Source organism: Achromobacter spanius (assembly GCF_002812705.1).
Lineage (GTDB): Bacteria > Pseudomonadota > Gammaproteobacteria > Burkholderiales > Burkholderiaceae_B > Achromobacter > Achromobacter spanius.
Window position 1 is genome coordinate 2,209,263 of sequence record NZ_CP025030.1, and the last position, 26,808, is coordinate 2,236,070.

General features: G+C 65.3%; 23 protein-coding genes. 4 read left to right on the forward strand and 19 right to left on the reverse strand.

Annotation, left to right across the window (positions count from 1 at the left end):
- Positions 1 to 6 precede the first annotated feature (6 nt).
- The 6 genes from CVS48_RS10085 to CVS48_RS10110 all read right to left on the reverse strand — a co-directional run bounded on the left by CVS48_RS10085 (position 7) and on the right by CVS48_RS10110 (position 7,628).
- Positions 7 to 804 (reverse strand): nuclear transport factor 2 family protein, encoded by a 798-nt coding sequence (locus CVS48_RS10085; RefSeq protein WP_100854324.1) that lies wholly within the window; start codon positions 802 to 804, stop codon positions 7 to 9.
- Between the two features lie 14 nt (positions 805 to 818).
- The gene (locus CVS48_RS10090; protein WP_100854325.1) at positions 819 to 2,249 is read right to left on the reverse strand and encodes a gamma-aminobutyraldehyde dehydrogenase; all 1,431 of its coding nucleotides are present in this window, start codon (positions 2,247 to 2,249) and stop codon (positions 819 to 821) included.
- Between the two features lie 211 nt (positions 2,250 to 2,460).
- Positions 2,461 to 3,426: a Bug family tripartite tricarboxylate transporter substrate binding protein gene (locus CVS48_RS10095; protein ID WP_100854326.1), complete on the reverse strand. Its 966-nt coding sequence runs from the start codon at positions 3,424 to 3,426 to the stop codon at positions 2,461 to 2,463.
- Between the two features lie 41 nt (positions 3,427 to 3,467).
- Positions 3,468 to 4,718, reverse strand: a complete 1,251-nt coding sequence (locus CVS48_RS10100; RefSeq protein WP_100854327.1) for a CaiB/BaiF CoA transferase family protein — start codon at positions 4,716 to 4,718, stop codon at positions 3,468 to 3,470.
- Positions 4,719 to 4,868: 150 nt separating this feature from the next.
- On the reverse strand, positions 4,869 to 6,014 hold the full coding sequence (locus tag CVS48_RS10105; protein WP_100854328.1) for an FAS1-like dehydratase domain-containing protein: 1,146 nt from the start codon (positions 6,012 to 6,014) through the stop codon (positions 4,869 to 4,871).
- Between the two features lie 18 nt (positions 6,015 to 6,032).
- Positions 6,033 to 7,628 carry an acetate--CoA ligase gene (locus CVS48_RS10110; RefSeq protein WP_100854329.1) on the reverse strand — a complete coding sequence of 532 codons (1,596 nt, stop codon included), beginning with the start codon at positions 7,626 to 7,628 and terminating at the stop codon, positions 6,033 to 6,035.
- A 169-nt stretch (positions 7,629 to 7,797) separates the two neighbouring features.
- Here CVS48_RS10110 and CVS48_RS10115 point away from each other — a divergent pair, with 169 nt between their 5' ends.
- Entirely contained in the window at positions 7,798 to 8,598 is an 801-nt protein-coding gene (locus tag CVS48_RS10115) for an IclR family transcriptional regulator (RefSeq protein WP_100854330.1), read from the forward strand.
- Between the two features lie 4 nt (positions 8,599 to 8,602).
- Positions 8,603 to 9,067, forward strand: a complete 465-nt coding sequence (locus CVS48_RS10120; protein WP_100854331.1) for a PaaI family thioesterase — start codon at positions 8,603 to 8,605, stop codon at positions 9,065 to 9,067.
- Here the strand turns inward: CVS48_RS10120 and CVS48_RS29580 are convergent.
- The 13 genes from CVS48_RS29580 to CVS48_RS10180 all read right to left on the reverse strand — a co-directional run bounded on the left by CVS48_RS29580 (position 9,056) and on the right by CVS48_RS10180 (position 24,632).
- Positions 9,056 to 9,178 carry a putative transporter small subunit gene (locus tag CVS48_RS29580; protein ID WP_217482139.1) on the reverse strand — a complete coding sequence of 41 codons (123 nt, stop codon included), beginning with the start codon at positions 9,176 to 9,178 and terminating at the stop codon, positions 9,056 to 9,058. The two genes, CVS48_RS10120 and CVS48_RS29580, sit on opposite strands and share 12 nt — an antisense overlap.
- Positions 9,179 to 9,208: 30 nt before the next feature.
- Entirely contained in the window at positions 9,209 to 10,897 is a 1,689-nt protein-coding gene (locus CVS48_RS10125) for a sodium:solute symporter family protein (RefSeq protein WP_100854332.1), read from the reverse strand.
- 544 nt (positions 10,898 to 11,441) lie between these two features.
- The gene (locus tag CVS48_RS10130; RefSeq protein WP_100854333.1) at positions 11,442 to 11,915 is read right to left on the reverse strand and encodes a type II toxin-antitoxin system YhaV family toxin; all 474 of its coding nucleotides are present in this window, start codon (positions 11,913 to 11,915) and stop codon (positions 11,442 to 11,444) included.
- Positions 11,912 to 12,244, reverse strand: a complete 333-nt coding sequence (locus CVS48_RS10135) for a type II toxin-antitoxin system PrlF family antitoxin (protein ID WP_100854334.1) — start codon at positions 12,242 to 12,244, stop codon at positions 11,912 to 11,914. Before CVS48_RS10135 ends, CVS48_RS10130 begins: the two co-directional genes overlap by 4 nt.
- Before the next feature lie 88 nt (positions 12,245 to 12,332).
- Entirely contained in the window at positions 12,333 to 13,517 is a 1,185-nt protein-coding gene (gene prpF, locus CVS48_RS10140) for a 2-methylaconitate cis-trans isomerase PrpF (RefSeq protein ID WP_100854335.1), read from the reverse strand.
- 67 nt (positions 13,518 to 13,584) lie between these two features.
- The gene (gene acnD, locus CVS48_RS10145; protein WP_100854336.1) at positions 13,585 to 16,203 is read right to left on the reverse strand and encodes a Fe/S-dependent 2-methylisocitrate dehydratase AcnD; all 2,619 of its coding nucleotides are present in this window, start codon (positions 16,201 to 16,203) and stop codon (positions 13,585 to 13,587) included.
- The gene (locus CVS48_RS10150) at positions 16,203 to 16,913 is read right to left on the reverse strand and encodes a GntR family transcriptional regulator (protein ID WP_050445729.1); all 711 of its coding nucleotides are present in this window, start codon (positions 16,911 to 16,913) and stop codon (positions 16,203 to 16,205) included. The genes acnD and CVS48_RS10150 overlap by 1 nt, the downstream gene beginning before the upstream one ends.
- A gap of 141 nt (positions 16,914 to 17,054) precedes the next feature.
- The gene (locus tag CVS48_RS10155; RefSeq protein ID WP_100854337.1) at positions 17,055 to 18,857 is read right to left on the reverse strand and encodes an NAD(P)/FAD-dependent oxidoreductase; all 1,803 of its coding nucleotides are present in this window, start codon (positions 18,855 to 18,857) and stop codon (positions 17,055 to 17,057) included.
- Between the two features lie 362 nt (positions 18,858 to 19,219).
- On the reverse strand, positions 19,220 to 21,118 hold the full coding sequence (locus CVS48_RS10160; RefSeq protein ID WP_100854338.1) for a sigma-54-dependent Fis family transcriptional regulator: 1,899 nt from the start codon (positions 21,116 to 21,118) through the stop codon (positions 19,220 to 19,222).
- Between the two features lie 79 nt (positions 21,119 to 21,197).
- A complete protein-coding gene (locus CVS48_RS10165; protein WP_100854339.1) occupies positions 21,198 to 22,052 on the reverse strand; it encodes a PA3715 family protein in 855 nt (284 codons plus the stop codon).
- 87 nt (positions 22,053 to 22,139) lie between these two features.
- Positions 22,140 to 23,123 (reverse strand): Bug family tripartite tricarboxylate transporter substrate binding protein, encoded by a 984-nt coding sequence (locus CVS48_RS10170; RefSeq protein ID WP_100854340.1) that lies wholly within the window; start codon positions 23,121 to 23,123, stop codon positions 22,140 to 22,142.
- 64 nt (positions 23,124 to 23,187) lie between these two features.
- Positions 23,188 to 24,042, reverse strand: coding sequence for an alpha/beta fold hydrolase (locus CVS48_RS10175; protein WP_100854341.1), 855 nt, complete (start codon positions 24,040 to 24,042; stop codon positions 23,188 to 23,190).
- Positions 24,039 to 24,632, reverse strand: coding sequence for an amino acid synthesis family protein (locus CVS48_RS10180; RefSeq protein ID WP_100854342.1), 594 nt, complete (start codon positions 24,630 to 24,632; stop codon positions 24,039 to 24,041). The genes CVS48_RS10175 and CVS48_RS10180 overlap by 4 nt, the downstream gene beginning before the upstream one ends.
- A 119-nt stretch (positions 24,633 to 24,751) precedes the next feature.
- On the opposite strand from CVS48_RS10180, the gene CVS48_RS10185 reads away from it, so the two are divergent.
- Together CVS48_RS10185 and CVS48_RS10190 are read left to right on the forward strand one after the other, a co-directional pair.
- Positions 24,752 to 25,660, forward strand: coding sequence for a LysR family transcriptional regulator (locus CVS48_RS10185; protein ID WP_100854343.1), 909 nt, complete (start codon positions 24,752 to 24,754; stop codon positions 25,658 to 25,660).
- 279 nt (positions 25,661 to 25,939) lie between these two features.
- Positions 25,940 to 26,800 carry an N-acyl homoserine lactonase family protein gene (locus tag CVS48_RS10190; protein WP_100854344.1) on the forward strand — a complete coding sequence of 287 codons (861 nt, stop codon included), beginning with the start codon at positions 25,940 to 25,942 and terminating at the stop codon, positions 26,798 to 26,800.
- Positions 26,801 to 26,808: the final 8 nt, after the last annotated feature.

Consider the following 26,808-nt stretch of genomic DNA (forward strand, 5'->3'; position numbering starts at 1 on the left):
GTGGCGCTAGAAGATGCCGTGGCGATGGCGCGCCTGGCCGTCCTCTGGCACCGGCGTGATGGCGTCCCACAGTTCGGCGACCTTGCCGTCCTGCACGCGCCACAGTTCGAAATAGGCATGGCGCTCGCCGGCGATGCTGCCTTCCGAATGCGTCAGCACGAAGTCGCCTTCGGCCACGCTGCGGTGCACGCGGCTGTATTGCAGCCCCTGGCCCGCTTCCCGCAACTGGTTCAGGAAGTCGACCACGGCCACCGTGCCGTCGGCGATGTCAGGGCTGTGCTGATGAAAGCCTTCGCCGTTGCAGTAATCGTTGAAGGCGGAATAGTCGCCTTCGATCAGGGCGCGGGTGAAAAAGGCCATGACCAGGGCGCGATTGGCCTCGACGTCCTGGCCCGCGCGCGGTTGCGTGGGGCCATCCAGTTGGGTGCGGCCGCTGGCGTTGGGCGGGGCTTCGGGGACCAGGCCGTCCCAGTGTTCAACAATGCGGTTGTCGGCCACGCGGTAGATGTCGAAGCCCACCAGTGCTTGCTCACCCAGGCCGGTGTAGCGGCCCTGGATGGCAACCAGGTCGCCGTCCACCAGTACGCGGTAAACCTCGTGATGCAAGTCGGTATGTTCCTGCACCAGCATGAACAAGCCGTCCGCGCCGTCTTTCACCAGCGGGGAATGCTCAATGAAGCGCGGCGAGAAATAGCGCTCCAGCGCGCCGGTGTCGCGCAGCGTGAATAGTTCATGGTGCGCGCGGGCGACAAGGTCACGCAGGACATTGGCCTTGGGCGGGGTGGTGTGTGAAGTCGTGGTCATGGCGATTCCCCCGGTTAATCGTGCGAGCTCATCACGTGCTTGACGCGCGTGTACTCTTCGAAGCCGTAGGCGGACAGGTCCTTGCCGTAGCCCGAACGCTTGAACCCGCCATGCGGTGCTTCGGCGGTCAGCGGGATGTGCGTGTTGATCCACACCGTGCCGAAGTCCAGGTCGCGCGACAGGCGTTGGGCGCGGCCATGGTCGCGCGTCCAGACGCTGGCGGCCAGGCCGTATTCCACGTCGTTGGCCTTGGTGATGGCGTCGGCTTCATCAGAGAATTTCTGCACGGTGATGACGGGGCCGAATACTTCGGTCTGGATGGCTTCGTCGTGCTGTTGCAGGCCGGTGATGACGGTGGGCTCGAAGTAATAGCCAGCGCGCGCGGCGTGGCGACCACCGGTTTCAACCCGGGCGTGGGCGGGCAGGCGCTTGATGAAACCCTGGATGCGTTCCAGTTGCGCCGCGTTGTTCAGCGGGCCGTACAGCGCGTCTTGGTCGTCGGGTTCGCCAAAGCGCGTGTCGCGGGCGGCGGCCACCAGCTTTTCAACGAAAGCGTCGTGGACGGATTCCGCGACGATGACGCGCGTGGCGGCGGTGCAGTCCTGGCCGGCGTTGAAGAAGCCCGTCATGGCGATGTGCTGCGCGGCGCGGTCCAGGTCGGTGTCTTCAAAGACGACGACCGGCGCCTTGCCACCCAGTTCAAGGTGAGCGCGCGTGAGGTTGGCGGCGGCGGACGCGGCCACTTGCAGGCCGGCGCGCACCGAACCCGTGATGGATACCAGCGCGGGGGTCTTGTGCGACACCACCTTGGCGCCCGTGGCGGCATTGCCCAGCACCACGTTGAAGGCGCCCGCGGGGAAGAACGGCGCGGCGATTTCGGCCAGCAGCAAGGTGCTTTCAGGCGTGCTGTCGCTGGGCTTGAGCACCACGGTGTTGCCCGCGGCGAGCGCCGGGGCGATCTTCCATACGGCCATCATCAGCGGGTAGTTCCAGGGCGTGACCTGGCCCACCACGCCCAGCGGTTCGCGACGGATGCTGGAGGTCAGGCCTTCCATGTATTCACCGGTGGCCTTGCCTTCCAGGAAGCGGGCGGCGCCGGCAAAGAAACGGATCTGGTCCACGCACACCGCGACTTCTTCCGAGGCGATCAAGTGCTTGAGCTGGCCGGTGTTGCGGCTTTGGGCGTCAACCAGGCGCTCGCTGTTGGCGGCGACGGCGTCGGCCAGTTTCAACAAAGCTTGCTGGCGGGCCGACGGGGTGCTGCGACCCCAGGTCTTGAAGGCGTGGCTGGCGGCGGCATAGGCGGCGTCCACGTCGGCGTCATTGGCGTTGGGAGAGCGGGCGATCGGCTGGCCGGTAACGGGGCTGATCAGATCAAAATACTCAGAGCCCTTGGACTCCGCGTACTGGCCGTTGATGAAATGCTTGAGGGTGGGCATCGCCATGGTTTGTCTCCGAAGGGGGATGGGGGGCTTGTTCTAATAGTTATATTCTCTGATGTTATAGGTATTAATTCTGCTGGGGTAAACCCTGGAGCTATCAGAACTGCCAGGGACGCCTTAGTCAGCCGCATCAACGCAAACGCCCGGGCACAAGGCCCGGGCGTTGTCATTCATCGGAGGGTTTGAGAAGGTGGCCTGCCGACGGCCGGCACCCTTACTCAGCTTTCAACCCCGCCTTGAGAATCAGCGGTTCCCACTTCAGCCGTTCGCTGCGCGCAAAGGCTTCCAGTTCGGCCGGCGTGCCGCCGCCGGGTTCGTGGCCCAGTTCCAGCAAGCGCTGCCGCACCTCGGGTTGCTTCAGAATCTTGACCAATGCAGCGTTCAACTTCTGCACCACCGCGGGCGGCGTGCCCTTGGGCGCGTACATGCCGTTCCACGCGATCACCTGAAAGTCCGGCAGGCCCTGCGCCGACACGGGCGGCACGCCGGGCAGCAAGGCCGACTCCTTCAACGACGTGACGGCCAGCGCGCGCAGCTTGCCGCTGGTAATGAACGAGCGCGCGGCGCTGACGGTATCGATGCCGATCTGCACCTGCCCGCCCATCAGATCGGTGGTGGCGGTGGCGGAGCCCTTGTAGGGAATGCCTCGTATGCTGGCCACGCCTTGCTGCTTCAGCAGTTCAAACACCAGGCGCGCTGTGGTGCTGGGCATGCCGACGGTGACGCTGTCGGGCTTGGCCTTCTTCGGGTCTTGCAGGTCCGCCAGGCTCTTGTAGGGGGATGCCGGCGTCGTCAACAACACCATCGGAAACGAACTGACCAGCATGATCGGTTCAAAATCCTTGGCGGGATCAAAGTTGGTGGAGGCGTAGATGTACTGGTTCAGCACATGGGTGCCGTTGGTGCCCATCAGCACGGTGTAGCCGTCGGGCGCGGCGCGGGCTGCTTCGGATGCGCCGATGTTGCCACCCGCGCCAGGGCGATTTTCAACAATGAAGGGTTGGCCGACCTCGCGCGCCAGGTAGTCGCTGAGATAGCGCGCGGCCACGTCGGTGCCTTGGCCCGCCTGATACGGCACGATGATCCGCACGGGTTTGGAAGGGTAGTTGTCCGCCGCCGCCACGGGCTGCGTGCACAGCAGGGTCGCCGCCAGCGCGGCGATCAAACGTAGTGATTTCATGGTGGTGTCCTGGGTTTTCTTATGGGCTTGCGTTCTTGCTGCTACGGCTTGGGCGGAGGCCTGCGCGGCGGCAGAACGCCTTGCTCCCGCAAGCTTGCGATGCGGGTGTCGTCGAGGCCGGCCTCCCGGAGGACCTCGTCCGTGTGCTGCGCAAAAGCGGGCGGCAGGCGGCCCACGCGCGGGGGCGCCTCGGCCAGGCGCGTGGCGGGGCCGATGCCGTGGTAGCCGTCGCGATCAATACGCATGCCGCGATGCGCCGTATGCGCCTGCTCGAAAGCCTCGGGCACGCTATTGACCGGGCCCACCGGCACACCCAGCCGCATCAGGTCATGGCAGACCGCCTCGCGCGCGCGATCGCGCAGCGCCCCTTCGATGGCCTCGCGCAAGGCGTCGCGGTGTTGCAGGCGTTGGCGGTTGGACGTGTAGCGCTCGTCCTCCAGCAACGGCGCCAAGCCGATGTACTCGCAAAATTTTTTGAACTGGCGGTCGTTCACCACGCCCAGGAAGATGTCGCCATCGCGGCAGGCAAAGCGGTCGTACGGCGCGATGTTGGGATGCGCGCTGCCCATCAGCCCGGGCGTGCGTTGCGTGTGCATCCAGTTGGCGGCGTGCGGCACCAGCAGGCTGAGCGCGGTGTCGAACAAGGTCACGTCCACGCGCTGGCCCTGGCCCGTCCGCGCGCGGTGGTATAGCGCCAGCAGAATGCCCGACTGCGCGGTGTATCCCGTCAGGTGGTCGACGATGGGAATGCCGATGCGGGTGGGGCCGCTGGCCGCGTCGCCGTTGACGCTCATCAGCCCGCACATGGCTTGCAGGATGGCGTCGTAGCCGGGCAGGCCGCCCAGCGGACCGTCTTCGCCAAAGCCCGAGATGGCGCAGTAAATCAGTTGCGGAAAGCGCGGCTTCAAATCGGCTTCGTAGTCCAGCCCCCACTTGGCCATCGTGCCGGGGATGAAGTTCTCGACCAGCACGTCGGCCTGTTCCAGCAAGCGCAGCAACACCTCGCGGCCACCTGGCAAGGACAGATCCAGCCCGATGGCGCGCTTGCCCCGGTTCACCGCCGTGAAGTAGGCGGCGTCGCCGTCCGCATTGACGGGCGGGCCCAAGGCGCGCGTTTCATCGCCGGCGGGCGGCTCGACCTTGATGACGCTGGCGCCCTGATCAGACAGCATCTGGGTGCATAGCGGCCCGGCCAGCACCCGGGACAGATCAATCACCCGTATGCCGTCAAGCGCGCCGGCGGCGCGGGCAGGCGGGGCGTGTGCAGCGTGCTCCGATGAACCAGACATCATTGACCTCGTTGTGGTCATGTCCAACGCACGGGCGGTGATCCGCCAGCGCGCGATCATGGCAAGCAGCGGCGGCCGGTCAGCCGTCGGGAATCAGGCTGCGGGGGCGTTCGATGCGTTCGATGCATGCGATGCGCCCACGCAACCCACGCGTCATCCGCGGGTGGGCAATTCAACCACGCCCGTGCCCAGTACGGACAGCTCGTCGTCCTGGTTGCGCGCTTCCTGTTCGATTTCAACCAGATGCCGGCCGTCTTCCACGTACTTGCGCGTGACGCGGCCCTTGAAGAACAGCATGTCGCCTTCCGGGTTGTGGCGGCGGATCTTGCACATGGACTTGCGCAGGAAGCCGGCGTCGCCCATCCAGTTGGTAAGGTGGTGCGTCAGCCACGAATTGCGTTCGGGACCGTAATCGTAGGCGCCCGGCGCGCCCACCTCCAACGCGAATTCCTCTTCCCAGTGCACGCGCTCGGGCACATCGGGAATGCCGAATCGGTTGGTGATGCCCACGCCCGGGTGCGCGTCGATCAGTTGCCAGGCCAGCTTGTTGGCGCGGATGTACAGGCCGCCCCAGCCCTGCGCGTAGGCGATGAATCCCGTCACCGTCATCGGCCCCTTGAACATCACGGGCAGTTCCTCGCCTTCCTTCACGTCTTCCCAATAGCGGGGCGTGGCGCCGCGCACTTCTTCCTGGGCATAGAGCTTGTAGGCTTCCTTGATTTCCTCGGGGCTGTAGCGGCGCGGTTCGCGGGCGCGCACTTCCTTGTACTTGCTGCCTTGTTCGCGGGCGTGGTCGCGTTCGGTGCGAAAGCACCAGCTATCGGCCTCGGCCACCTTGTCGCCGTCCTGGTTGAAGAAGTCCACGTGGTAGATCTGCTGGATCGCGCGGCCCGCGAAGCGGGTCTGATGCTCGATCAGGTCCTTCAAGTGCGCTTCGGTGGAGATCACATCGTTGCGCTTGACGGTCTTGTGCCAGGTCCAGTCGGCGCCCGACCACATGGCGTGCACGCCGGGCAAGCCACCTACGTAGCCCGACACGATGCGGCTGGTGGAAAACAGAAAGCTGGGCAGGGCGACGATGCCGCCATGCTGTGTCTTGGCGGCGTACTCGGGGTCGGACCACAGGGGGTTGTCATCACCGATGCCGTGGGCGTAGTGGCGGATGTTGTCGCGCGTGGCCTCGTAGCACCACGGTTCGGCGGTGGCGCCGATTTTTACGCCGATGCGCGCGCGCAGTTCGTCCAGACCGCGTTCGGTGATGGTCGGGAAACTACGTTCAGTTTTGGTCTTGGTCAACATGATGTCTCCTGGGATGGGTCAGACGTGCGCGGCGGGCGCGGCTTTCGGGGTGTCGGTGGTTGATGCGGCAGCATTGGCAAGCTCTTGCTCGCGTAGTTTTCGGCGATGGATCTTGCCGGCCGGGGTCTTGGGCAGTTCAGGCACGAACACCACCTGACGCGGGTACTCGTGCTGGGCCAGTTGGCTGCGCACGGTGTTCTGGATTTCTTCCACGAAGGCGTCGTCGCCCGGGCGGGCCGACACCACAAAGGCTTTGACGACCTGGCCGCGCAAGGCGTCGGGCACGCCGATGGCGGCGGCTTCGGTCACGTCGCGATGCTTCAGGATGGCGTCTTCGATTTCGACGGCGCTCATCGTCCAGCCGGCCGAGATGATGACGTCGTCGGCGCGGCCGCCATGCCAGAAGTAGCCGTCTTCGTCGATGCGGCCCAGGTCCTTGGTGGCGACCCAGGCGTCGCGACGCCACAATTTCAGTTCGCCCGTCACGCCGGGCGGGCAGGGCGCGCCGCTGGCGTCCTGCACTTCCACGCGCAAGCCCGGCACGGGTTTGCCCAGCGAGCCCGGCTTGACCAGGAAGTCGGACGCGCCCGGATAGTTCACCAGGCACACGCCGATTTCCGTGGTGCCGTACATGCTGCACACCGGGCGTCCGAAGGTGGCCTCGACAAAGGCGGACGTTTCGCCGTCGATGGGCTCGCCGGTGAAGGACAGCTTGTCGAGCTGGTAGCGGTAGCGGCCGGCCGCGCCGGAGTTGCGCATCATCCGGTAGTGCGTGGCCGCGGCCGAGATGTTGTTGAAGCCGTGCTCTTGCAATGCTTGCAGCAGGCGTTCGGCGTTGAACTTGCCGGCGTAGGCGCCGATGGTCACGCCCAGCGCCAAGGGGGCAAGCGTGCCGTGCCACAAGCCATGGCCCCAGGCCGGCGACGACGGGCACATGTAGCGGTCGCCCGGCCGCACGCCGGTGCCGTACAGCGCCGCCAGCATCAGCGTGACCAGCGCGCGGTGCGTGTGCTTCACGGCGTCCGGCAGTTCGCGGGTGGTGCCGGACGTGTATTGATAGATGGCCAGGTCGTCTGCCAGGGTGTTGCAGGCGTAGTGCGCGGGATAGGGGGCCAGCGCGGCGATGAAGCCGTCGTCCGCGATGACGACGCGCATGTCGTCGGCGGCCGCCACCATGGGCGCCTTTTCCGCGTTGGTGACCAGCATGCGGGGCTTGCAGTCCTGCACGCGCAACCGGATGCCATCAGGGCCGAACAGGGTGAACAGGGGCACGGCGATCGCGCCCATTTTCATGGCCCCGAACATCGCCACGTAGAACGCCAGCGAGGGCTCCAGCATCACGGCCACGCGGTCGCCGGGGCGTATGCCCTGATCCACCAGATAGTGCGCGAACCGCGAGGATGCCTCTGCAATCTGCTGGAAGCTGAAGGTTTCATCGCCCCCCGTCGCCCGTACCAGGATGATCGCGGGCTGGTCCTTGCCCGCGTGCCGGTCGATGCATTCGTGCGCGATGTTCATGCGTTCACGATTGCCGTCGAACAGCTCCCAAAGTTTGTCCGGGGAGCAGAGCGCCTGGGCGTCTGCGTAGGAAGTGGTCTGCGTCAACGTCGTCATGTCGTCGTACCTGTGTGGGTCGGCAAGCGGTTGAACAGACTATGCGCGTCGACTTTTAAATTGTCAATAACGTCTATTGATTGTATATATACAATTTAACGTCGGGTTCGGGGTCACCGGCCAAAGCGCGCCCAAGGTATGCTTGCCGCAATAAAAATCGGAGAGCCAGATGAGTGAAGCCAGTTCCCAGGAATCCGCTGCCGGCACGGGCCCGCGCGTGCGCGCCGTGCCGGCGGTGACGCGGTCGATCGCCATCCTGCGATTGCTGGGCCGTGGCGGCGAAGCCATGACCCTGAAGACGATCTCGCAGGAACTCGGCATGGTGACCAGCACCTGCCTGCACATTCTTCGTGTGCTGGTGGAAGAGGGTTTGGTGAAAGTCGATGCCGGCACCAAGCGCTACAGCCTGGGCGTGGGCATGCTGACGCTGGCGCGCAGCGTGATAGAAAGCAGTCCGTTTCCTGCGTTGGTGCAGCCCGTGCTGGACAAGCTTTCCAGCGCCGCGAATGTCACCGCGATCGGCGTGGAAGTGGCGGGCAGCGAACACATGGTGGTGCTGGCGCTGTCGCGTTCCACCGCGCCGTTCCGCTTGCATGTGGACGTGGGCAGCCGCTTTCCCGCGCTGATCAGCGCGACGGGCCGCTTGGTCGCCGCGTTTTCCGAGCTCTCGGACAAAGAACTGGAACGCCGCTTCAAGGCCCTGCGCTGGGATCAGGCGCCCGACTACGCCGCATGGAAAGCCGACGTGGACGCCGTGCGCCGCGACGGCTACAGCCTGGACCGCAACCACTACATCAACGGCGTCGTCGTGATTGCGGTGCCGGTGTTGAACAGCCACAACCGGATGACGCATTCCTTGGTGGCCGCCGGGCTGGCCGAGCAATTGGACGACGCCCGCGCGCATGCATTGGCCAAGGACCTGCAAGCCGAAGCGCACACGCTATCGCAACTGTTGTCCACCCGGAGCTGAACCCATGCCGCCACCCGTCACCGCCGAATCACTTGCCGCCGAGGGTTGGCATTGCAAGACGCTGCCCGGATTTGCGGGGTTGATCGGGCCGTTGTGGGTGCGCAAGGAAGGGGTGTTCAACGAGGGGGTACGCAAGGAAGCGCAAGCCTGGGCGTACGGATTATTGGCGACCGCCGATCACCTGAACCCCGCCGGCCTGGTGCACGGCGGCCTCTTGACCGCACTGCTGGACCACGGCCTGAGCGCCATCGCCTGGCAAGCCCTGGACCGCCGCCCGTGCGTCACCGTGCAACTGGACACGCATTTCCTGGCGCCGGCCCGCGCCGGCCAGTTCCTGGAAGTGCGCGGGCAGTTGCTGCGCGCCACGTCCAGCCTGGTGTTCATGCGCGGGGAGTTGAGCGTCGCGGGGAATGTGGTCGCGACGGGGGCGGCGGTGTTGAAGGTGCTGGCCGCAGCGTCAGATCATTGACTTTCCGCTTTGCTTCGCCGCGCTGATATCCTTCCACAGCGTCACGCACAAGATCGCCAGAATGGCCGCGGATATCGCCGGCCAGATCAGAAAATAGGCGGTCAACCACATATCAATCTCCTTGTTGTTGAGGCAGTTGCATCATTGCGCGGCGTCGGGGGCGAGCGTTGAGGACGGCGTTTTCAACATGACCTCCTGCTCGTGATGAAACGACGTCACGCGGTCTGCCAGCAGCGTGAAATCAAAGCGCTCGTGGTTGCGCAGGCTGAGCGCCACGCACACGATGGCGCTGGCGCCATAGGCAGTCAGGGACGCCAGCAGCACGATGTAGTCGCGCAAGTTGCCGATGAAGGCGGGCAGCATGACGACGATACCAATCGTGCCCACGGCAATCGCGGCCGTGCGGCCAAAAAAGCCGAACGTCATCAGGCCCAACACCACCCCGCCGCCCACGGCCGCGCAGATTTCAAAGAACACCGCGATCACGCCCGTCATGGGCAGCAGCTCAAAGCGCGCGATCGTGAACAGCGCCACGGCGGACAGCACCGAGCAGACGAATGCGCGGTTGTTGACGCGGTCCCAGTAAAAGCTGACGATCACCGGAAAGACGATGGCGCCCCACAACGCGCCCACGAACACCAGCATGACCAGGATGTCCAGGCGCAGGCTTGCAAAGATCACGCCAATCATCGTGGCGATGATCATGGTGGCGCGGCCCCACCACAGCATGCGGCGCGGGTCCGGGCGGCCGCGCGCCAGGTTCTTGGCGTAGACGTCGGTCATGACGATTGCCGACAGCGCAGCCAGATCGGAATCGGCGGTGGACGACAGCGAGCCCACCACCAGCAGGAAGAACAGCGCGATGCCAAACGGAGGCAGGTAGGTCGACGCCATCTGCGGAATGATGTTGTTCATGTCGCCGTTGGCGGGTTCAAGCCCCACGAACAACGCCAACAGGCCCAGCATGCCAAGCCCGATCACCACTGCGCCATACCCGATGGTGGCCGTCAGAAACGTGGGCTTGATCAAGTCTTCCCGTACGGCAAATAGCCGTTGCGCGATGGTCTGGTTGCCGATGGCATAGGCCAGCACCGCCACGAAGTAGGGCGCGCCTTGTTCCAGGATGGCTTTCGTGGAATAGAAGTCGGCCTGATCGCTGCTCAAGCGCCACATGTTGGCTTGCAGCAAGTCTGGCCCGCCGGCGTTGAAGAAGATCAGCGGGATGATGATGACGGCGGCGATGATCATCGCCGCCAGTTGCGCGAAGTCGGTCATGATGGATGTGCGAAAGCCCGACCACAGCGTGTAGGACAGCACGCCCAGCCCGGCGATCAGCACGCCCTGGATGAACGTAAGCGGGCTCAGTATCGACACCAGCGCGCCCGCCGCTGTGAAGTTCACCATCAGGCTGATGCAGCTGCCCACAATGTTCGACACCGCCATGATCATCTGGCTGGACGTGCCGTGGCGCGCATGGATCACCTCAGCCAGTGTGTGCGCCTTGGGCGCCAGTTGTCTGAAGCGTTTGCCAAAGGGGTAGATGAACAGAATCATCAAGGCGCCCCAGAAGCCGTAATGCAGCGGGCCCGACAAGCCGTACTTGAATCCCGACGTGGCGCTGGCGTAGAAGGATGCCGCCCAGATCCAGGTGGCGATCATGCTGGCGGCCGACAGGCCGAAACCGACTGCGTTGTTGGACACCATGAAGCCATCGACGTTCTCGTTTTTTTCGCCGATGAACAGCGACATGAGGAACGTGGCGCCGTAGAAGCCGGCCAGCAACAAAATGGCCGTGGTGGCCGATAACTGGAAGAAAACACTCTCTTGCATCTTGTAGGTCCTTGCTCGTGGACGGCCAGGCACCAAACACCATTGATCACGAGCGCGGGGGTTGTACGTTTCGCGCGCGCGATCACGTGCCTGCCCGCCCGGGCAGGGGATGGCAGCCCGGGGTGGACAAGACACAAGACACACCATGATGGTGTCTTGCTGCGGCATAGGGCCGGCGCATCATGGAAACGAAGACGTCGTTCGAGCGCGTAGTCAGAACGCGTGATTCGACGCCATAGCTCGAAGCCCTAGATGCAGGCGCAGCTCAATGCGGTGAGCAATGGTCCTGCTGGGTAAGCAGGTTTTTGTTCCGCAGCCGCCGGTATAAGCCTGGCGGCTGGGTGGTGGTGTTTCGGCGCTGGCGCCGGGCCGCTGTGCGCGGCCGTGTGACGGGTGCCCTGGGATGACGATGCATCGTCAGAGTCCGGTGATGAGTAACAACAGCCCAGGAGTATAGGGATAGACGAGGGCGGCGTCTACCCTTGAGGCCTAAAAAACCCGGTAAAAATGGGGGTTGCGAGCGTTTGCTCGCAGTTGTGATGCATCAATTTTCAGCGGGAATTGAGGCTGCCGCCAATAGCGCCGCCCAGTCGTCGGGCGGGTTTCCGTTGCTCAACATTTTCGTGAACGCCCGATACGCGTCATCGTCATGCCCATAGGCGCGTTTGGTGTTCTCGTCGTTCACCCAGGCAAAGACAATCACTTTGCTGGCAGCGTGGTAACGGAAAAACAAGCGGTATTGTTGAAAAAATTTGGCGCGGAACCAGTGCTTATGGTGCGCGCCCAGTGTGCCGCCTTGCCGGTATTCTGGCCGGCTGGGATCTTCGGGGATGATCTCGAATGCCAGCTTCGTGATGGCCGCGAGACGCTTGGCGGCATTGCGTTTTGTATAACCGTCAGGATCTTTGGCGCGCTGCGCGGCCACTTGGCTGGCTAGCTGTTCCAGTTGTTGGCGAAACAGAGGGTGCAGGTAAATCGTCCAGCCATGGATGCTGACCGCGCCTGCTTTTGTGCTCATTCGTCTGCCTCGGACAGCGGTGCATTCAGATCCAGCTCACCCACCTTCGAAGCCAGGTCGCGCAAGGAATCCGCCAAGCTGGCGGGAAGGGCTTGCAGGCGATCAGGGTGCGCAGTGATGTCTTGCGCAAGAAAGGTCAGGAAGGCAGAGATGGCCGGATCGTCGTCGTTCGACGTGTCGGCACGCGTCAAAAGGACTTCCCCGCCCGGCCGGATGCTGTAGTGAAGCTTGTCGCGTTTGCTGAGCCCGAGCGCTTTGCGCACGGTATCGGGAATGGTGGTTTGGTAGCGGTCAGTCAGGGTCGATTCAATTTCCAGGGTCGCAGGCATGGCGGTCTCCTAATCGGAATGTTGAAATGGTAATGCAATTGCATTACCGAATCAACGCCGCTCGGAGCCCGTCACCACCAGCCCGCGCTCAGAACCCTTGCCGCGGCACGTGTACCCGCCCTTCCATCAACACCCGCGCGCTGCGGCTCATGATGGCTTTCGTGACCTTCCATTCGCCGTCCACCAACTGCGCCTGCGCGCCCACGCGCAGCGTGCCGGACGGGTGGCCGAAGTTGACGTTGTCGCGTTCGGTGCCGCCGGCGGCCAGGTTGACCAGCGTGCCGGGTACCGCCGCGGCGGTGGCGATGGCCACCGATGCCGTGCCCATCATCGCGTGGTGCAGCTTGCCCATGGACAGCGCGCGCACCAACACGTCGATCTTGTCGGCCTCGATCTGCTTGCCGCTGGATGAGACGTACGCCTTGGGCGGCGCAACGAACGCGACCTTCGGCGTGTGCTGGCGGCTGGCGGCTTCTTCCAGTTTTTCGATCAGGCCCATGCGCAGCGCGCCGTGCGCGCGAATGGTTTCAAAGCGGGCCAAGGCGGCGGCGTCGCCGTTGATGTCGTCCTGCAATTCCGTGCCGGTATAGCCCAGCGCGGCCGCGTCCAGGAAGATGGTCGGGATGCCGGAATTGATCATCGTGGCCTTGAACGTGCCTACGCCCGGCACCTCCAGGTCATCCACCAGATTGCCGGTGGGGAACATCGAGCCGCCGTCGCCGTCTTCGGCCGGGTCCATGAATTCCAGTTGCAGTTCGGCGGCGGGAAACGTCACGCCGTCCAGCTCGAAATCGCCGGTTTCCTGCACTGCGCCGTCGGTCATGGGCACGTGCGCAATGATGGTCTTCTTGATGTTGGCCTGCCAGATGCGCACCACGGCCACGCCGTTGTCGGGCACGCGCGCCGGGTCCACCAGGCCGTTGGTGATGGCAAACGGGCCGACGGCCGCCGACAGGTTGCCGCAGTTGCCGCTCCAGTCCACGAACGGCTGGTCGATGGAGACCTGGCCGAACAGATAGTCCACGTCGTGATCCGGCTGCGTGCTCTTGCCGATGATCACGCTCTTGCTGGTGCTGGACGTGGCCGCGCCCATGCCGTCGATCTGCTTGCCGTAAGGGTCGGGGCTGCCGATCACGCGCAGCAGCAGCGCGTCGCGCGCGGGGCCGGGCACGCGCGCGGATTCAGGCAGGTCGTCAAGCTTGAAGAACACGCCTTTGCTGGTGCCGCCGCGCATGTAGGTGGCGGCAATCTTGGTCTGGGGAGCATGAGCCATGGGTTGTCCTGATGTCTGGAATGTTGAAGGCGGCGGGCGCGTGGGCACCCGCCTGTCCAAGTGATAATCAGCCGGCCTTCTTGGTGGCGCCCGCCACGGATTCGGCTTCCAGGAAGTCTTGCGCAAAGCGTTGCAGCACGCCGCCGGCGTCGTAGATGGAGACTTCTTCCGCCGTATCCAGGCGGCAGGTCACCGGCACCTGCACGGTCTCGCCGTTACGGCGGTGGATGACCAGCGTCAGGTCGGCACGCGGCTTGCGTTCACCGATCACGTCATAGCTTTCGGTGCCGTCCAGCGCCAGCGTCTTGCGGTTCACGCCCGGTTTGAATTCCAGTGGCAAGACGCCCATGCCGATCAGGTTGGTGCGGTGGATGCGTTCAAACCCTTCGGCCACAATGGCTTCCACGCCCGCCAGACGCACGCCCTTGGCCGCCCAGTCACGCGACGAGCCCTGGCCATAGTCCGCGCCTGCCACGATGATCAGCGGCTGCTTGCGTTCCATATACGTTTCGATGGCTTCCCACATGCGCATCACCTGGCCTTCCGGCTCCACGCGCGTCAACGAGCCCTGCTTCACCGTGCCGTCGTCGTTCGTCACCATCTCGTTGAAGAGCTTGGGGTTGGCGAAGGTGGCGCGTTGCGCGGTCAGGTGGTCGCCGCGATGGGTGGCGTAAGAGTTGAAGTCTTCTTCGGGCAGACCCATCTTGTGCAGGTATTCGCCTGCCGCGCTGTCCATCAGGATGGCGTTGGACGGCGACAGGTGGTCGGTCGTGATGTTGTCGCCCAGCACCGCCAGCGGCAGCATGCCGCGCAGCGTGCGTTCACCCGCCAGCGCGCCTTCCCAGTACGGCGGACGGCGAATGTAGGTGCTCTGCGCACGCCAGTCGTACAGCGGGCTGACGCCTGCCTTGCGGTCTTCCTGAATGCCGAACATCGGCGCATAGACCTTGCGGAATTGCTCGGGCTTGACCGCCGACTTCACCATGGCGTCGATCTCTTCGTCGCTGGGCCAGATGTCTTTCAGGCGGATCTCCTTGCCGCTGGCATCCACGCCCAGCACGTCGCGTTCAATGTCGAAACGGATGGTGCCGGCAATCGCGTAGGCCACCACCAACGGGGGCGAGGCCAGGAACGCCTGCTTGGCGTACGGATGGATGCGGCCGTCGAAGTTGCGGTTGCCGGACAGCACGGCGGTGGAATAAAGGTCGCGGTCGATGATCTCTTGCTGGATGACCGGGTCCAGCGCGCCCGACATGCCGTTGCACGTGGTACAGGCAAACGCCACCACGCCAAACCCCAGCGCTTCCAGATCGGGCAGCAGCCCGGCTTCTTCCAGGTACAGCTGAACGGCCTTGGAACCGGGCGCCAGCGAGCTCTTCACCCAGGGCTTGCGAGCCAGGCCCGCGCGGCGTGCATTGCGTGCCAGCAGGCCGGCGGCGATCACGTTGCGCGGGTTGCTGGTGTTGGTGCAGCTGGTGATGGCGGCAATGATCACGGCGCCATCTGGCATCAAGCCCGGCTCGTTTTCCACCACGCCCGAAATGCCGCGCTCGGCCAGGTCGGACACCGGCAGGCGGCGATGCGGGTTGGACGGGCCGGCCAGCGTGCGCACCACGGTCGACAGATCAAAGCGCAGCACGCGCTCGTATTCGGCGGTCGCCAGGCTGTCGGACCAAAGGCCCGCTGTCTTGGCATAGGTTTCCACCAGCGCAATCTGTTCGTCTTCGCGGCCGGTCAGGCGCAGGTAGTCGATGGTTTGCTGGTCAATCGAGAACATCGCGGCCGTCGCGCCGTATTCCGGCGCCATGTTCGAAATGGTGGCGCGGTCGCCCAAGGTCAGGCTGGCGGCGCCTTCGCCGTAGAACTCCAGATACGCGCCCACCACTTTTTCTTTGCGCAGGAATTCGGTCAGCGTCAGCACCACGTCGGTGGCGGTGATGCCCGGCTGCGCACGGCCGGTGAGTTCAACGCCGATGATGTCCGGCAGGCGCATCCACGACGCGCGGCCCAGCATCACGTTTTCAGCTTCCAGGCCGCCCACGCCAATGGCGATGACGCCCAGCGCATCCACGTGCGGCGTGTGGCTGTCGGTGCCGACCAGCGTATCGGGAAACGCCACGCCGTCTTGCGTGTAGATCACGGGCGACATCCGCTCCAGGTTGATTTGGTGCATGATGCCGTTGCCCGGCGGCACGACTTCGATGTTGCGAAAGGCCTGCTTGGTCCAGTCGATGAAATGGAAGCGGTCTTCGTTGCGGCGGTCTTCCACCGCGCGGTTGCGGGCGAAGGCGTCGGGGTCGGTGCCATCGAATTCCACGGCCAGGGAGTGGTCGACAATCAACTGCACCGGCACCACCGGGTTCACCTTGGCCGGGTCGCCGCCTTTCTCGGCGATGGCGTCGCGCAGGCCCGCCAGGTCCACCAAGGCGGTCTGGCCCAGAATGTCATGACAGACCACGCGCGCCGGAAACCACGGAAAGTCCAGGTCGCGGCGGCGTTCAATCAGCTGCTTCAACGCATCGGTCAACATCGCCGGGTCGCAGCGGCGCACCAGGTTTTCAGCCAGCACGCGCGACGTGTAGGGCAGGCCGGCGTAGGCGCCGGGCGCGATGGCTTCGACGGCGGCGCGCGCATCGAAATAATCCAGGCGGGTGCCGGGCAGGGTCTTGCGGTACGAATGGTTCATCATGCCTCCGTGCGCTGCAACGTGCTTTGCGCGATCTGTTGTTCGATGTTGATGCGGGACGCGCGGATATGGCGACGCATCAGGATTTCAGCCAGCTCGCCATCGCCGTCGGCAATGGCGTCAAGAATGCGGTGGTGTTCGGCGTAGGCCTGCCGGGGGCGGTTGGGCGTGGTCGAGTACTGGATGCGGTACATGCGCGCCAATTGATAGAGCTCGTCGCACAGCATGCGAAACAGCATCTGGTTGCCGCTGCCCTTGACGATGCGATAGTGGAAATCGTAATCGCCTTCCTGCTGGTAGTAACCCACGCCGGCTTGAAAGGCGGCATCGCGTTCGTGCGCGTGCAAGACCTCGCGCAGCTCGGCGATTTCAGACGGCGGCATGCGCTCGGCGGCCAGCCGGCACGCGGTGCCTTCCAGCGACTCGCGGATTTCATACAGCTCTGACAATTCCTGCGGCGACAAGGACACCACCCGCGCGCCCGCATGCGGCACGCGCACCAGCAGCCGCTGGCCTTCCAGACGATGCAAGGCTTCGCGCAGCGGACCCCGGCTGACGCCATGGATACGCGCAAGCTCGGGCTCGGAAATCTTGCTGCCTGGGGCGATCTCGCCCTTGACGATAGCGGCCTGGATCTTCTTGAAAATGTGATCCGACAAGGTCTCGCCATCGCCGGGCGCAGCGCCCGGCAGGGTCAGCACTTTGCTCATGGTGTCAACAATCTGTCCGATTTGTGGGGGTGATATCGGGTTAAGGCGTTATGGAAACGCTAGATTGTCAACAATTTACCTTGTGGATCGACAGGGTGCAAGCGGCCGGGCGGCCGCTTGCGACCGAGGCGTCAACGCCGCTTAGCGCTTGTGGTGCACCTGCTGCATGCCGTGCACCTGCACCGGCAACCCCACATGCCGCGCCTTCAGTTGCAGCGACAGATACTGCGAGTAGTGCCGCGACTGGTGCAGGTTGCCGCCATGGAACCACAGGCCTTCCTGCTGGGTCGGCTTCCACATGTTGCGCTGTTCGCCTTCCCAGGGGCCGGGGTCCTTGGTGGTGTCCGACCCCAGGCCCCAGCACTTGCCGACCTTGTCGGCCACCTCCGGGCTGATCAGGTCGGCGGCCCAGCCGTTCATCGAGCCGTAGCCGGTGGCGTACACGACCAGGTCCGCCGGCAAGGTCACGCCGTTCTTCAAGACGACGGCGTCGCGCGCCAGGTGACTGACATCGGTGTTGGATTGCAACTTGACGCTGCCGTCGATGATCAGGTCGCAGGCGCCCACGTCGATGTAATAGCCCGACCCGCGCCGCAGGTATTTCATGAACAGGCCCGATCCATCGTCGCCCCAGTCCAGCATGAAGCCGGCCTTCTCCAGCTTGCCGTAGAACTCGGCGTCGCGTTCGCGCATCTGCTTGTAAAGCGGGATCTGGAACTGCGCCATGATCTTGTAGGGCAGCGACGCAAACGTCAGGTCGGCCTTGCGCGTGGTCATGCCGTTGGCCAGCGCCTGCTCGGAATACAGGCCGCCCAGGCCGATGTCCATCAAGGTGTCCGACCGCACGATGTGCGTGGACGAACGCTGCACCATCGTCACGTTGGCGCCGCCTTCCCACAAGGCCGCGCAGATGTCGTGGGCCGAGTTGTTGGCGCCGATCACCACCACGTTCTTGCCGCGATAGGCGTCAGGGCCGGGGTGCTGCGAGGAATGCTGCTGTTCGCCCTGGAATTCGTCCTGGCCGGGAAAGCGCGGCACGTTCGGCTTGCCGGACATGCCGGTGGCCAGCACCAACTGCTTGGGCCGCAGCACGACGGGCTTGCCTTCCCGAAGCACGGTGACTTCCCATTCTTTCTTTGCTTCGTCGTAACGCGCCGATTCGCACACGCTGGACGTCCAGTAGTTAAGCTCCATCACCTTGGTGTACATCTCCAGCCAGTCGCCGACCTTGTCCTTGGGCGCGAACACGGGCCAGTTCTCGGGAAAGGGGATGTAGGGCAGGTGGTCGTACCAGACCGGGTCGTGCAGGCACAGCGACTTGTAGCGCTTTCTCCAGCTATCGCCCGCGCGCTCGTTCTTTTCGATGATGATGGTCGGCACGTTCAGTTGGCGCAGCCGCGCACCCAGCGCGATGCCGCCTTGCCCGCCGCCGATGATCAGCACATAGGGCTGCGTCGTGTAGCCCAGTTCGGCGGCTTCCTGCTCGCGCTTTTCCAGCCACGTCTGACGCTCGCGGCGACTGCCGTGCTCGGCGCCCATGGGGCGGCGCGTGCCGCTGGGTTCCTCATGCCCCTTAAGTTCGGACATGGTGGTCAGCAGCGTCCAGATCTTGCCGTCCTTTACGCGGATGTGGCCGTAGCCACGCGCCAGGTTGGTGTCGATGTTCAGCCAGCCTTGCAACAGGCCGCCGTCGTCGGTCGACGCTTCACGTTCGTCGCGCGTGAAGCGCACCGGCTCCACCTGCGACAGTTGTTGCGTCAGCATGTCGCGGATCTGCGCATGGCCTTCGAAGGTGCGCAGATTCCAACTGAACAGCACCAGGTCGCGCCAATAGCATTCGTCGTGAAACAGGCCGGTGATGGCGGCCATGTCCTTGTTTCCCAGCGCGGTGTTCAGACGGGCGAGCACCGCATCCAAAGCGGCGTCGGCGGGGGCGGTCTGCATAACTTGTCTCCTTGCCCGGGGCGGGCGTGGTTGGGGGGCGGACGCGTGCGCCCGCGAGCGGCCCCGGCCTGTGCCGGCCGGTGGCTGCCCAACCCCTTCCATGCAAATGCTGTGCCAGCTCGCCGACAACGCCGCGCGCCCGTGGCACGGGGGAACGGGCGGATACGCTGCCGACCCACCGTGGCGCGACGCCACACCTGTGGCGCGGGGGTGTGGCGCAGTGGGGGGGGGCTGGGTCGCGGGCAGGGGGCAAGTCGGGCGAGGCGCGGCAAGTTGCGGCCAGGCGCGCTAACTGGCGGCGGCGCGGCAAGTTACGGCCTGATCGCGGAAAGTCGCGCCAGGAACCCGCAGTGCAGAAAGCCCTAGCGCCGCCCGCGAGCGCCCAGCCCGTAGCGCCGCATCTGGCGGTGCACGGTGGAACGGTCCAGGCCCAGCCGCCGCGCGGCTTCCGACACATTGCCCGCGCAACTGTCCAGCGTGGATCGCAACGCGGCTTCCTCGGCCGACACCGCGACGCCGCCCGGGGCCAGCGCCTCGGGCAGGTCGGCCGGTTCGATGATGCCGTGTTCGCACAGCGCGGCGGCCACGGCGATCACGTTGGCCAGTTCGCGGATATTGCCGGGCCAGGCATGCGCCTTCAACGCCAGCAAGGCGGCGGGCGACAGTACGGGCGCGCCCGATTCATCCTGGTGGCGCGCCAGCATGCGCGCGATCAACCAGTCCAGATCCTGGCGCTCGCGCAGCGCGGGCACGGTCAGCGTAGCGGCATTGATGCGGTAGTAAAGGTCTTCACGAAAACGCCCCTCGCGCACCAGTGCGCCCAGGTCGCGGTGCGAGGCCGACACCAGCGCCAGCCGCAGCGCACGCGGCGCATTGGCGCCGATGGGTGTGACTTCGGATTCCGCCAGCACGCGTAGCAGCCGGCTTTGCAGCGCCAGCGGCATATCGCCGATCTCGTCCAGAAACAGCGTGCCGCCGTCGGACTCTTCGATCAGGCCCTTGCGGCCCTTCGGCGCGGCGCCGGTGTAGGCGCCCGGCAAATAGCCGAACAGCTCGCTTTCAATCAACGATTCCGGAATGGCGGCGCAGTTCACCGCCACGAAACGGCCCGGCCGCCGGCTGTCTTCGTGAATGGCGCGCGCCAGGTATTCCTTGCCCACCCCGGTTTCCCCTTGCAGCAGGATAGGCAGGCCTTGCCGGGCAAGCTTGGCGGCGCGCGCCTGCAAGGCCGCCATCCTGGCATCGCCGCCGTCCAGCCCACGCAGCGCCGACGGCGTGCCGCGCACGGCGACGGTGGCGCCGCGCGCATTGCGGTTCGGTTCAATGGCGTGCGCAAACAGCGCGTTGCCATCCCGCGCGACGATCAGGCGGTCCTGCGGCGCATGGCCGCGCGTGTATTGGGGCAGGTCGTCCAACTGCACGTCAAAGAAGCGCGTGACCGGTTGTCCGATCAGATCCGCCGGTTGCCGCCAGTCCAGCCCCGCGGCGCGGGCCAGCAGCTTGGCGCCGGAATGCGTCATGCCCAGGATGCGGCCCGCGCCGTCCAGCGAGATCGCCGCTTCCGGGGCCACGTCCAGGAACTCGGGCGATCGCGCAAAGCGCAGCACCCATTCGTTGCGCGTGCGCGCCATCAGGTTGGCCAGCTCGATGCGGCGCGTCGTGCTGTTGACCAGGTGCAGCGCCAGGTTTTGGCTGGTCTTCAGGCTGGGCGAACTCAGCAAGGAAATGTCCAGCACGGCGGCCAGTTCCCCGTCGGCGTTGTAGATCGGCGCGGCGGTGCAGGACAGCGGGGTATGGGTGTTGTCGAAGTGGTCGGTCTGGTGAATGGTCAGCGCCTCGCCCGTCTCCAGGCAGGCGCCCACGGCGCAGGTGCCGGCGCGCGGCTCGGACCATTCCGATCCCAGGTACAGGCCCGCCTTGCGCAGCTTGGCCGTCTGCGCGGGGTCGCCCAGGAATTCCACGGTGACGCCTTGCCGGTCGGCCAGCAGCAGCACGTAGTTTTGTCCGGCCACCTGCCGGAAAAGATGGTCCAGCCCGCTGCGCGCAATGCGGATCAGCGCTTCAGATTGCTGGCGATGTTCTCGCAACCTGCCATCCGGCACGATATAGGCTTCGCAAGCCTGCGCGGGGTCAAGCCGGTATTGATCCAGGCAGCGCAGCCAACTGCGCACCACATGCGCGTCGCGCTGAGTGGGGCGGCCCCGGCCCACCTGTTCGATCTCGCGGATGTGGGCGGTATGCAGGGATTCCTGACTAGGCATGTCGTCTCCATGTTGCGCCCGATCTATGCCGGATCAACACGGCAGCATGCACAGAGACGAATCGGCTTGTAAATCGTGGTTATCCAGCGGTGTCGCGGTCCATCGATCGCAGCGCCTTCGGGATGCGGTAGCGCTTGCCGTCAAACGAAAGCGTGTGGCGGGTCTTGCCTTGCTTGATGGTTTGTTCAACGCAGCCGCCTTGCTGCACCGCGGCGCGGCTGGCCGAGTGGGATTCGGTGGCTATCAGGTTGCGGTAGCCACGGCGTTGCGCGTCGCCTACCGCCAGGCTGACGGCGCTTTCCGAGAATTCGCCCGCGCAGGTGGTGTCCCATACGCCGGATGAGCGATTGACGGCCATGCCATCCAGCACCAGGCGCAATTCGTTTTCGTGCACGGTGAACAGGCGCAAGCTGGTTTCGTCGAAGGGGTTGGCGCGCGAGGCGCCCTCGCGTTCGATTCGGATGCCGAAGGCGCGCTGGCTGGCCGCCACGTCATAGCGCGCCGTGTCGAAGGCCAGCCCGGCGATGCGCACGGCGTCGTCCGACATCAGGCCCTCCAGCCTGGCTCGTTGGCGCACTTGCAGCGTCTTCTTGTCCAGCACCAGTACATCCAGGTCGCCGACGTGGCCGTTCTCGGGGTCGGGCGTGTCCTGCATCAAGGGCACCGCCACCAGCAACAGGTCCGGATTGGCGGGCCAGGCCTTGCAGGCCACGGCAAACGGCGCGCCGACGTCGGCATCGGAAAACGTGACGATGGCGTGTCCTTCCGCAAGGCGGATGCGGCCTTGGGCGTCGGGCTTGTCGGTGTTGTTGTAGACGGCGCGCACGATGCCGGCCGCCTCGGGGCAGGGGCCGCTGGCGGCTTGCGCGGCGCCGCAAGCCAGCAGGGCGGACAGGGTCAGGGCGCCGGTCAACAGCGAATAGGGACGGAACATGGCGAGCGGGCGGAGGGGAAGAAGTCCGAATTCTAATCAGGCCTTTGCGCGGCTGCGCGCCCCTTCGCTACCGCCCGCTACAGATCGCTACAGGTCCACCCGGACCTTGCCTGCCTGCACCAGTCCGGCCACGTCGCGGATCTCGGCCAGCAGCGATTGTTGCAACTGCGCGGGTGTGCCGCCCGTGGGGGCAAAACCCTGTTCGGCGAGCTTGGCGCGCACGGACTCGGTTTGCAGGGCGCGGTTGATGCCCTGGTTCAAGGCGGCGATGGTGGCTTCGGGCGTGCCGGCCGCGCAATACGTGCCGAACTGGATCTGCGCGTCAAAGCCGGCGTAACCGCTTTCGGCGACCGTGGGAATGTCGGGATACTTCGGCAGCCGTTCGCGGCTGGTCGCGGCCAGCACGCGCAGCCGCCCGCTCTTCAAATACGGTTCGACGGCCGCCACGGTGGCCACCACCACCTGAATCTGGCCGCCCAGCAGGTCCGTCATCATCGGGCCCGTGCCCCGATACGGCACGTGCAGCATGTCGATGCCGCACGCGGCTTGAAGCAGTTCGGTCGCCAGGTGCTGCGGCGTGGCGTTGCCGGGCGATCCGAAGGTCAAGCCCTTGGGTTCGCGCTTGGCCCGTGCGACAAGGTCGGCCAGGTTCTTCGCGGGCACGTCGGCGTTGACGGCCACCATGTACGGGGAACGCGCGATGGGGCAGACGGGCGCCAGTTGCTTGAGCACCTCTTCCGGTGGCCGCGCGTAATAGCGCACCGACGGCACCAGCCCCGCAAACAGCAGCACGCTGCCATCCTTGGCGCCGTTGGCGGTGTAGTCGGCGCCCAGCATGCCGCTGGCGCCCGGCTTGTTTTCCACCACGACGGGGCGGTCCAGCGCCCCTTCCAGCGTGGCGGCGACAACGCGGCCCAGCACGTCGGTGCCACCGCCCGGCGGAAAAGGCACGATGACGCGCAGCGGCGCCTCGCGCGCGGCGGCATTGCGGCCCAGCGACAGGCCCAGCGACGCGGCCAGCGGCGTCGTTGCGCCCAGGGCCAGTTGCTTCAAAACGGTTCTGCGATTCATGCGCTTGTCTCCTTCTGCGCCCGTTATCGGGGCGTGGGCCGATCACCTCTGTCTGGCGGGCGATTCAGCGGGGGGCTGCTGGTCGGAAATAGGCTGTGGGCTCTGGGCCATTCGGCCCCCCGGGCATGCCGCCCGCCAGCGCCTCCGACGGCGCGCTCGGCAATAAAAACGCATGCAGGGCCGAGGCAAGTGCCTCGGGGGCTTCCACCGGCAGCATATGCCGCTGGCCGTCCACCACGCGCACCCGGGCGTCAGGCAGCGCCCGCGCCAGCGCGCGCGTCATGCGGGGCGTCGACCCGACGTCCTGGTCTCCCGTCATTACCAGCGTCGGACAAGAAATGTCGGGCGCGGCTTGCGCCAGCAGCGTGTCGCCGTGCGCGAACAAGCGATAGGCCGCCAGGAAGTCGGCGCGGTTGTTGCGAAGCAGGCGGTGGCCGATGGCTGCAATACGCGCTGGGCGTGCAGCCTCGAATGCGGGCGTGAACCAGCGTTGCAGCGACACCGCCGCCGCCGCGCCCACGTCCTGCGTGGCCGCCGCCTCCAGACGGGTCATTACGGCTCGGACTTCTTCGGGCGTGCGGTGGAACACCGTGCTCAACAGCACCAGCCGGGTCACGCGTTGGGGCCTGGCGGCGGCATAGGCGCCCGCGATCAAGCCGCCCATCGAATAGCCCAGCACGTTCGCTTCGCCCCAGCCGGCCGCGTCCAGCTCGGCGTCCAGTTGCGCAATAAACCGCGGCATCTCCGCGGCCCCTTGAAGGCCCGGCGCCGCGCCATGGCCCAGCAGGTCGTAGCGCAGCACGTCAAAGCGGGCCTCCAGCAGCGGGGCCACATCATCCCAAAGCGTGTGATCCAAGCCCACGCCGTGCAGCAGCACCAGCGGTGCGCCACGGCCGGATCGATGGCGTGGCGTGCTCATTTCGACTGCGCCTCTTGCGCCAATTCCTGCAAGTCGGAATAGCGGTTGCCGATGCGGTGATGCGGCCTGCCGGACGTTGCCGCGCCCAGCGCAATGACGATTTCGTCCGGCGCGGGGGCGTCGTTGATGTTGGTCTGCACGGTCAGGTAGTGTGAACGCAGTCCTTCGTCCTCTTTGTGCATCAAGGGCACGGAAATGACGCAGCCCGGGCCGCCGCGCGTGTTGGTGAAAGCCAGGTAGCTGGTGCCGCCCACGGCATTGCGGTAGGCATTGCCAAAGCGCAGTGTGTGGATCAGCGCGGACGCATGCTCGACTTCACCCGACGTGCCCACCACGGCAGCCTTGCCGTAGGCTTCGATCTGGTCGGCCGACCCGGCCTGCCGCAGTATTTCGGCCACCAGCAGTTCGCCCAACGGCGGGGCATTTTCCAGGATCTGCGGACGCAGGTCTTCCTGGAACGGCAAGCCCGCCCACGGATTACGGATCACGGCGGCGGCCACGATCATGACCAAGGGCCGCTCTGCCGGCTTGCCGCCTTCGATGCAGGTCTTTTCGACGTAACTGATGATCTTGCGCACTTGCAGGGCCATTTGATTGCTCCAACGCATAAGGCTGATGATGAGCCCATTGTTCATGCCCAGAGCAAATTTTGACAATCCAAATTAACTCAAGTTAATTTCGGAAAACCTGAAGCCAACCGGTGCCCATCATGCCCACGCCCCTGAAGATCCAGCACCTGCGGCAATTCCTGTTGGCGGCCGACCATGGCAGCTTCCGGTTGGCGGCCGAAGGCACGCATCGGTCGCAAGCCGCCGTGTCCGCCGCCATGCAAGACCTGGAACAGCAACTGGGCGCGCCGCTGTTTGAAGCCGGCAAGCGGGCGCAACTGACGCCGTTGGGTCTGGCGGTGGCGCCGCTGCTGCGCGAATTGCTGGCCACGCATGACCGCGTGCTGGATGCGGCGCGGCAACTGGGCATGGGCAATAAGGGGCCCGTGTCGCTGGCGGTGATGCCGTCGTTGGCCGATGAGTGGCTGCCCCGCTTGCTGGAACGCTACGCGCGCAGCCATCCCGACATCCGCATCCGCGCGCTGGATGAGTCGTCGCAGGACGTGCACCGGCTGGTGCTGGGCGGCGAGGTGCAGGTGGGCGTAGCCGGGCAGGTGCCGCGCACGGCCGAGGTCGCCTTCACGCCCGTCGCGCGCGATGCGTTTGGGCTGGTGTGCCGTAAATCGCACCCGCTGGCGCGGCGGCGCGGGGCGGTGCCGTGGTCGGCGCTTGAAGACGAAAGGCTGATCGGCAACGCCACGTTCGACTCGCTCAAGAACCGGCAACTGGGTGGCTATATCGACGACCCGGCCATGGTAGTGTCGAACCGCGCGTCGTTGCTGGCCAGCGTGGTCAGCGGCCTGGGGGTGACGGTGCTGCCGGTGTTGGCGCGGCCCGCCGTCAGCAGCGGGCTGGCGTTCGTGCCGCTGTGCGAGCCCACGGTAGAGCGCATCGTGGGCGTGCTGATCCGCAAGGAAGAAACGCTGCTGCCGTCGGTGGCGGCCATGCACGCGCTGGCGCTGCGTTCGCTGGCCCAGTTCACCCGGCGCAAAGGGGCGGCGCTGGTGTAGACGGCCCTTGGCCGCGCATCCGCGTTAGGGTTGCTACCCGTTCAGCGGCCGTGAAGCCCAGCTTAATAAATCCTAAATTGGCAGCCGCGCGGCGCTGCGTCAGAGTGCGCAACAGAGAAAACGGCCGTCAGATGCCGTCCTGGTCGGCGAACCGATCCGCCGCGCCTTCAACCCCGCACAGCAAAACCCTATCGAAAATAACCCGGGACACACCGGGCGGCTTGCTATCGACCGTTGCCACGTGGTGGCGGTCATCCCTGTTGGTCCGAGGAGACGACAATGAGCAAGAGCTGGAAGAGATTTGCAGGTGCGCTTGGGGCGATGGCGATGATGGCGGGGGCGCAGGCCGCCGATGCGCCGCCCGACGTCAAGCTGATGCAGTTGTCCGTGGGCAAGATAGAGCTGGACAAAGGCTTCATGACCGCCATGGTCGATGTGGGCACGAAGATCAAGATCCCCGTGCCCGCCTATGTGATCCAGCACCCGCGCGGCTTGGTGCTGTTCGATACCGGTATGAACCAGGCTACCGCCGACGGCAACTGCGCCAACTATTGGGGCCAGGGTCTGTGCGGCGCCTTCAATTCCATCCAGGGCCGCGACGAAGTCATCGACCGTCAGTTGAAGGCCGCGGGCTTTGACGTCAGTGACGTGAAGTACGTGGTGTATTCGCACTTTCACCTGGACCACGCCGGCAACATCAAGATGTTCCCCAAGGCCAAGCACGTGGTGCAAAAGGCCGAGCTGCGCGCCGCCTGGTGGCCCGAGAAATTCCAGCGCGCCGCCTATGTCATGAAAGACTTCGACACGACGCGCGACTACGACTTCATCCAGGTGGAAGGCGACTTCGACCTGTTCGGCGATGGCACCATCGTGCTGCTGGACACCAAGGGCCACACGCAGGGGCATCAGTCCTTGCAGGTGAAGCTGAAGAACACCGGCACGGTGCTGCTGGCGGCCGACGCCATCTATACCGCTGAGAACGAGGCGGGCGTGATCCCGGGTATTACCTGGAACACGGCGGCGTCGATGCAGGCGATTGACCGGCTCAAGCAGATCCGCGACGCGCGCCAGGGCCAGCTCTGGTATAGCCACGACGCCGAGCAGCACGCGCAGAACGCCAAGACCAAGGTCTTTGACTAAGGCGCTGG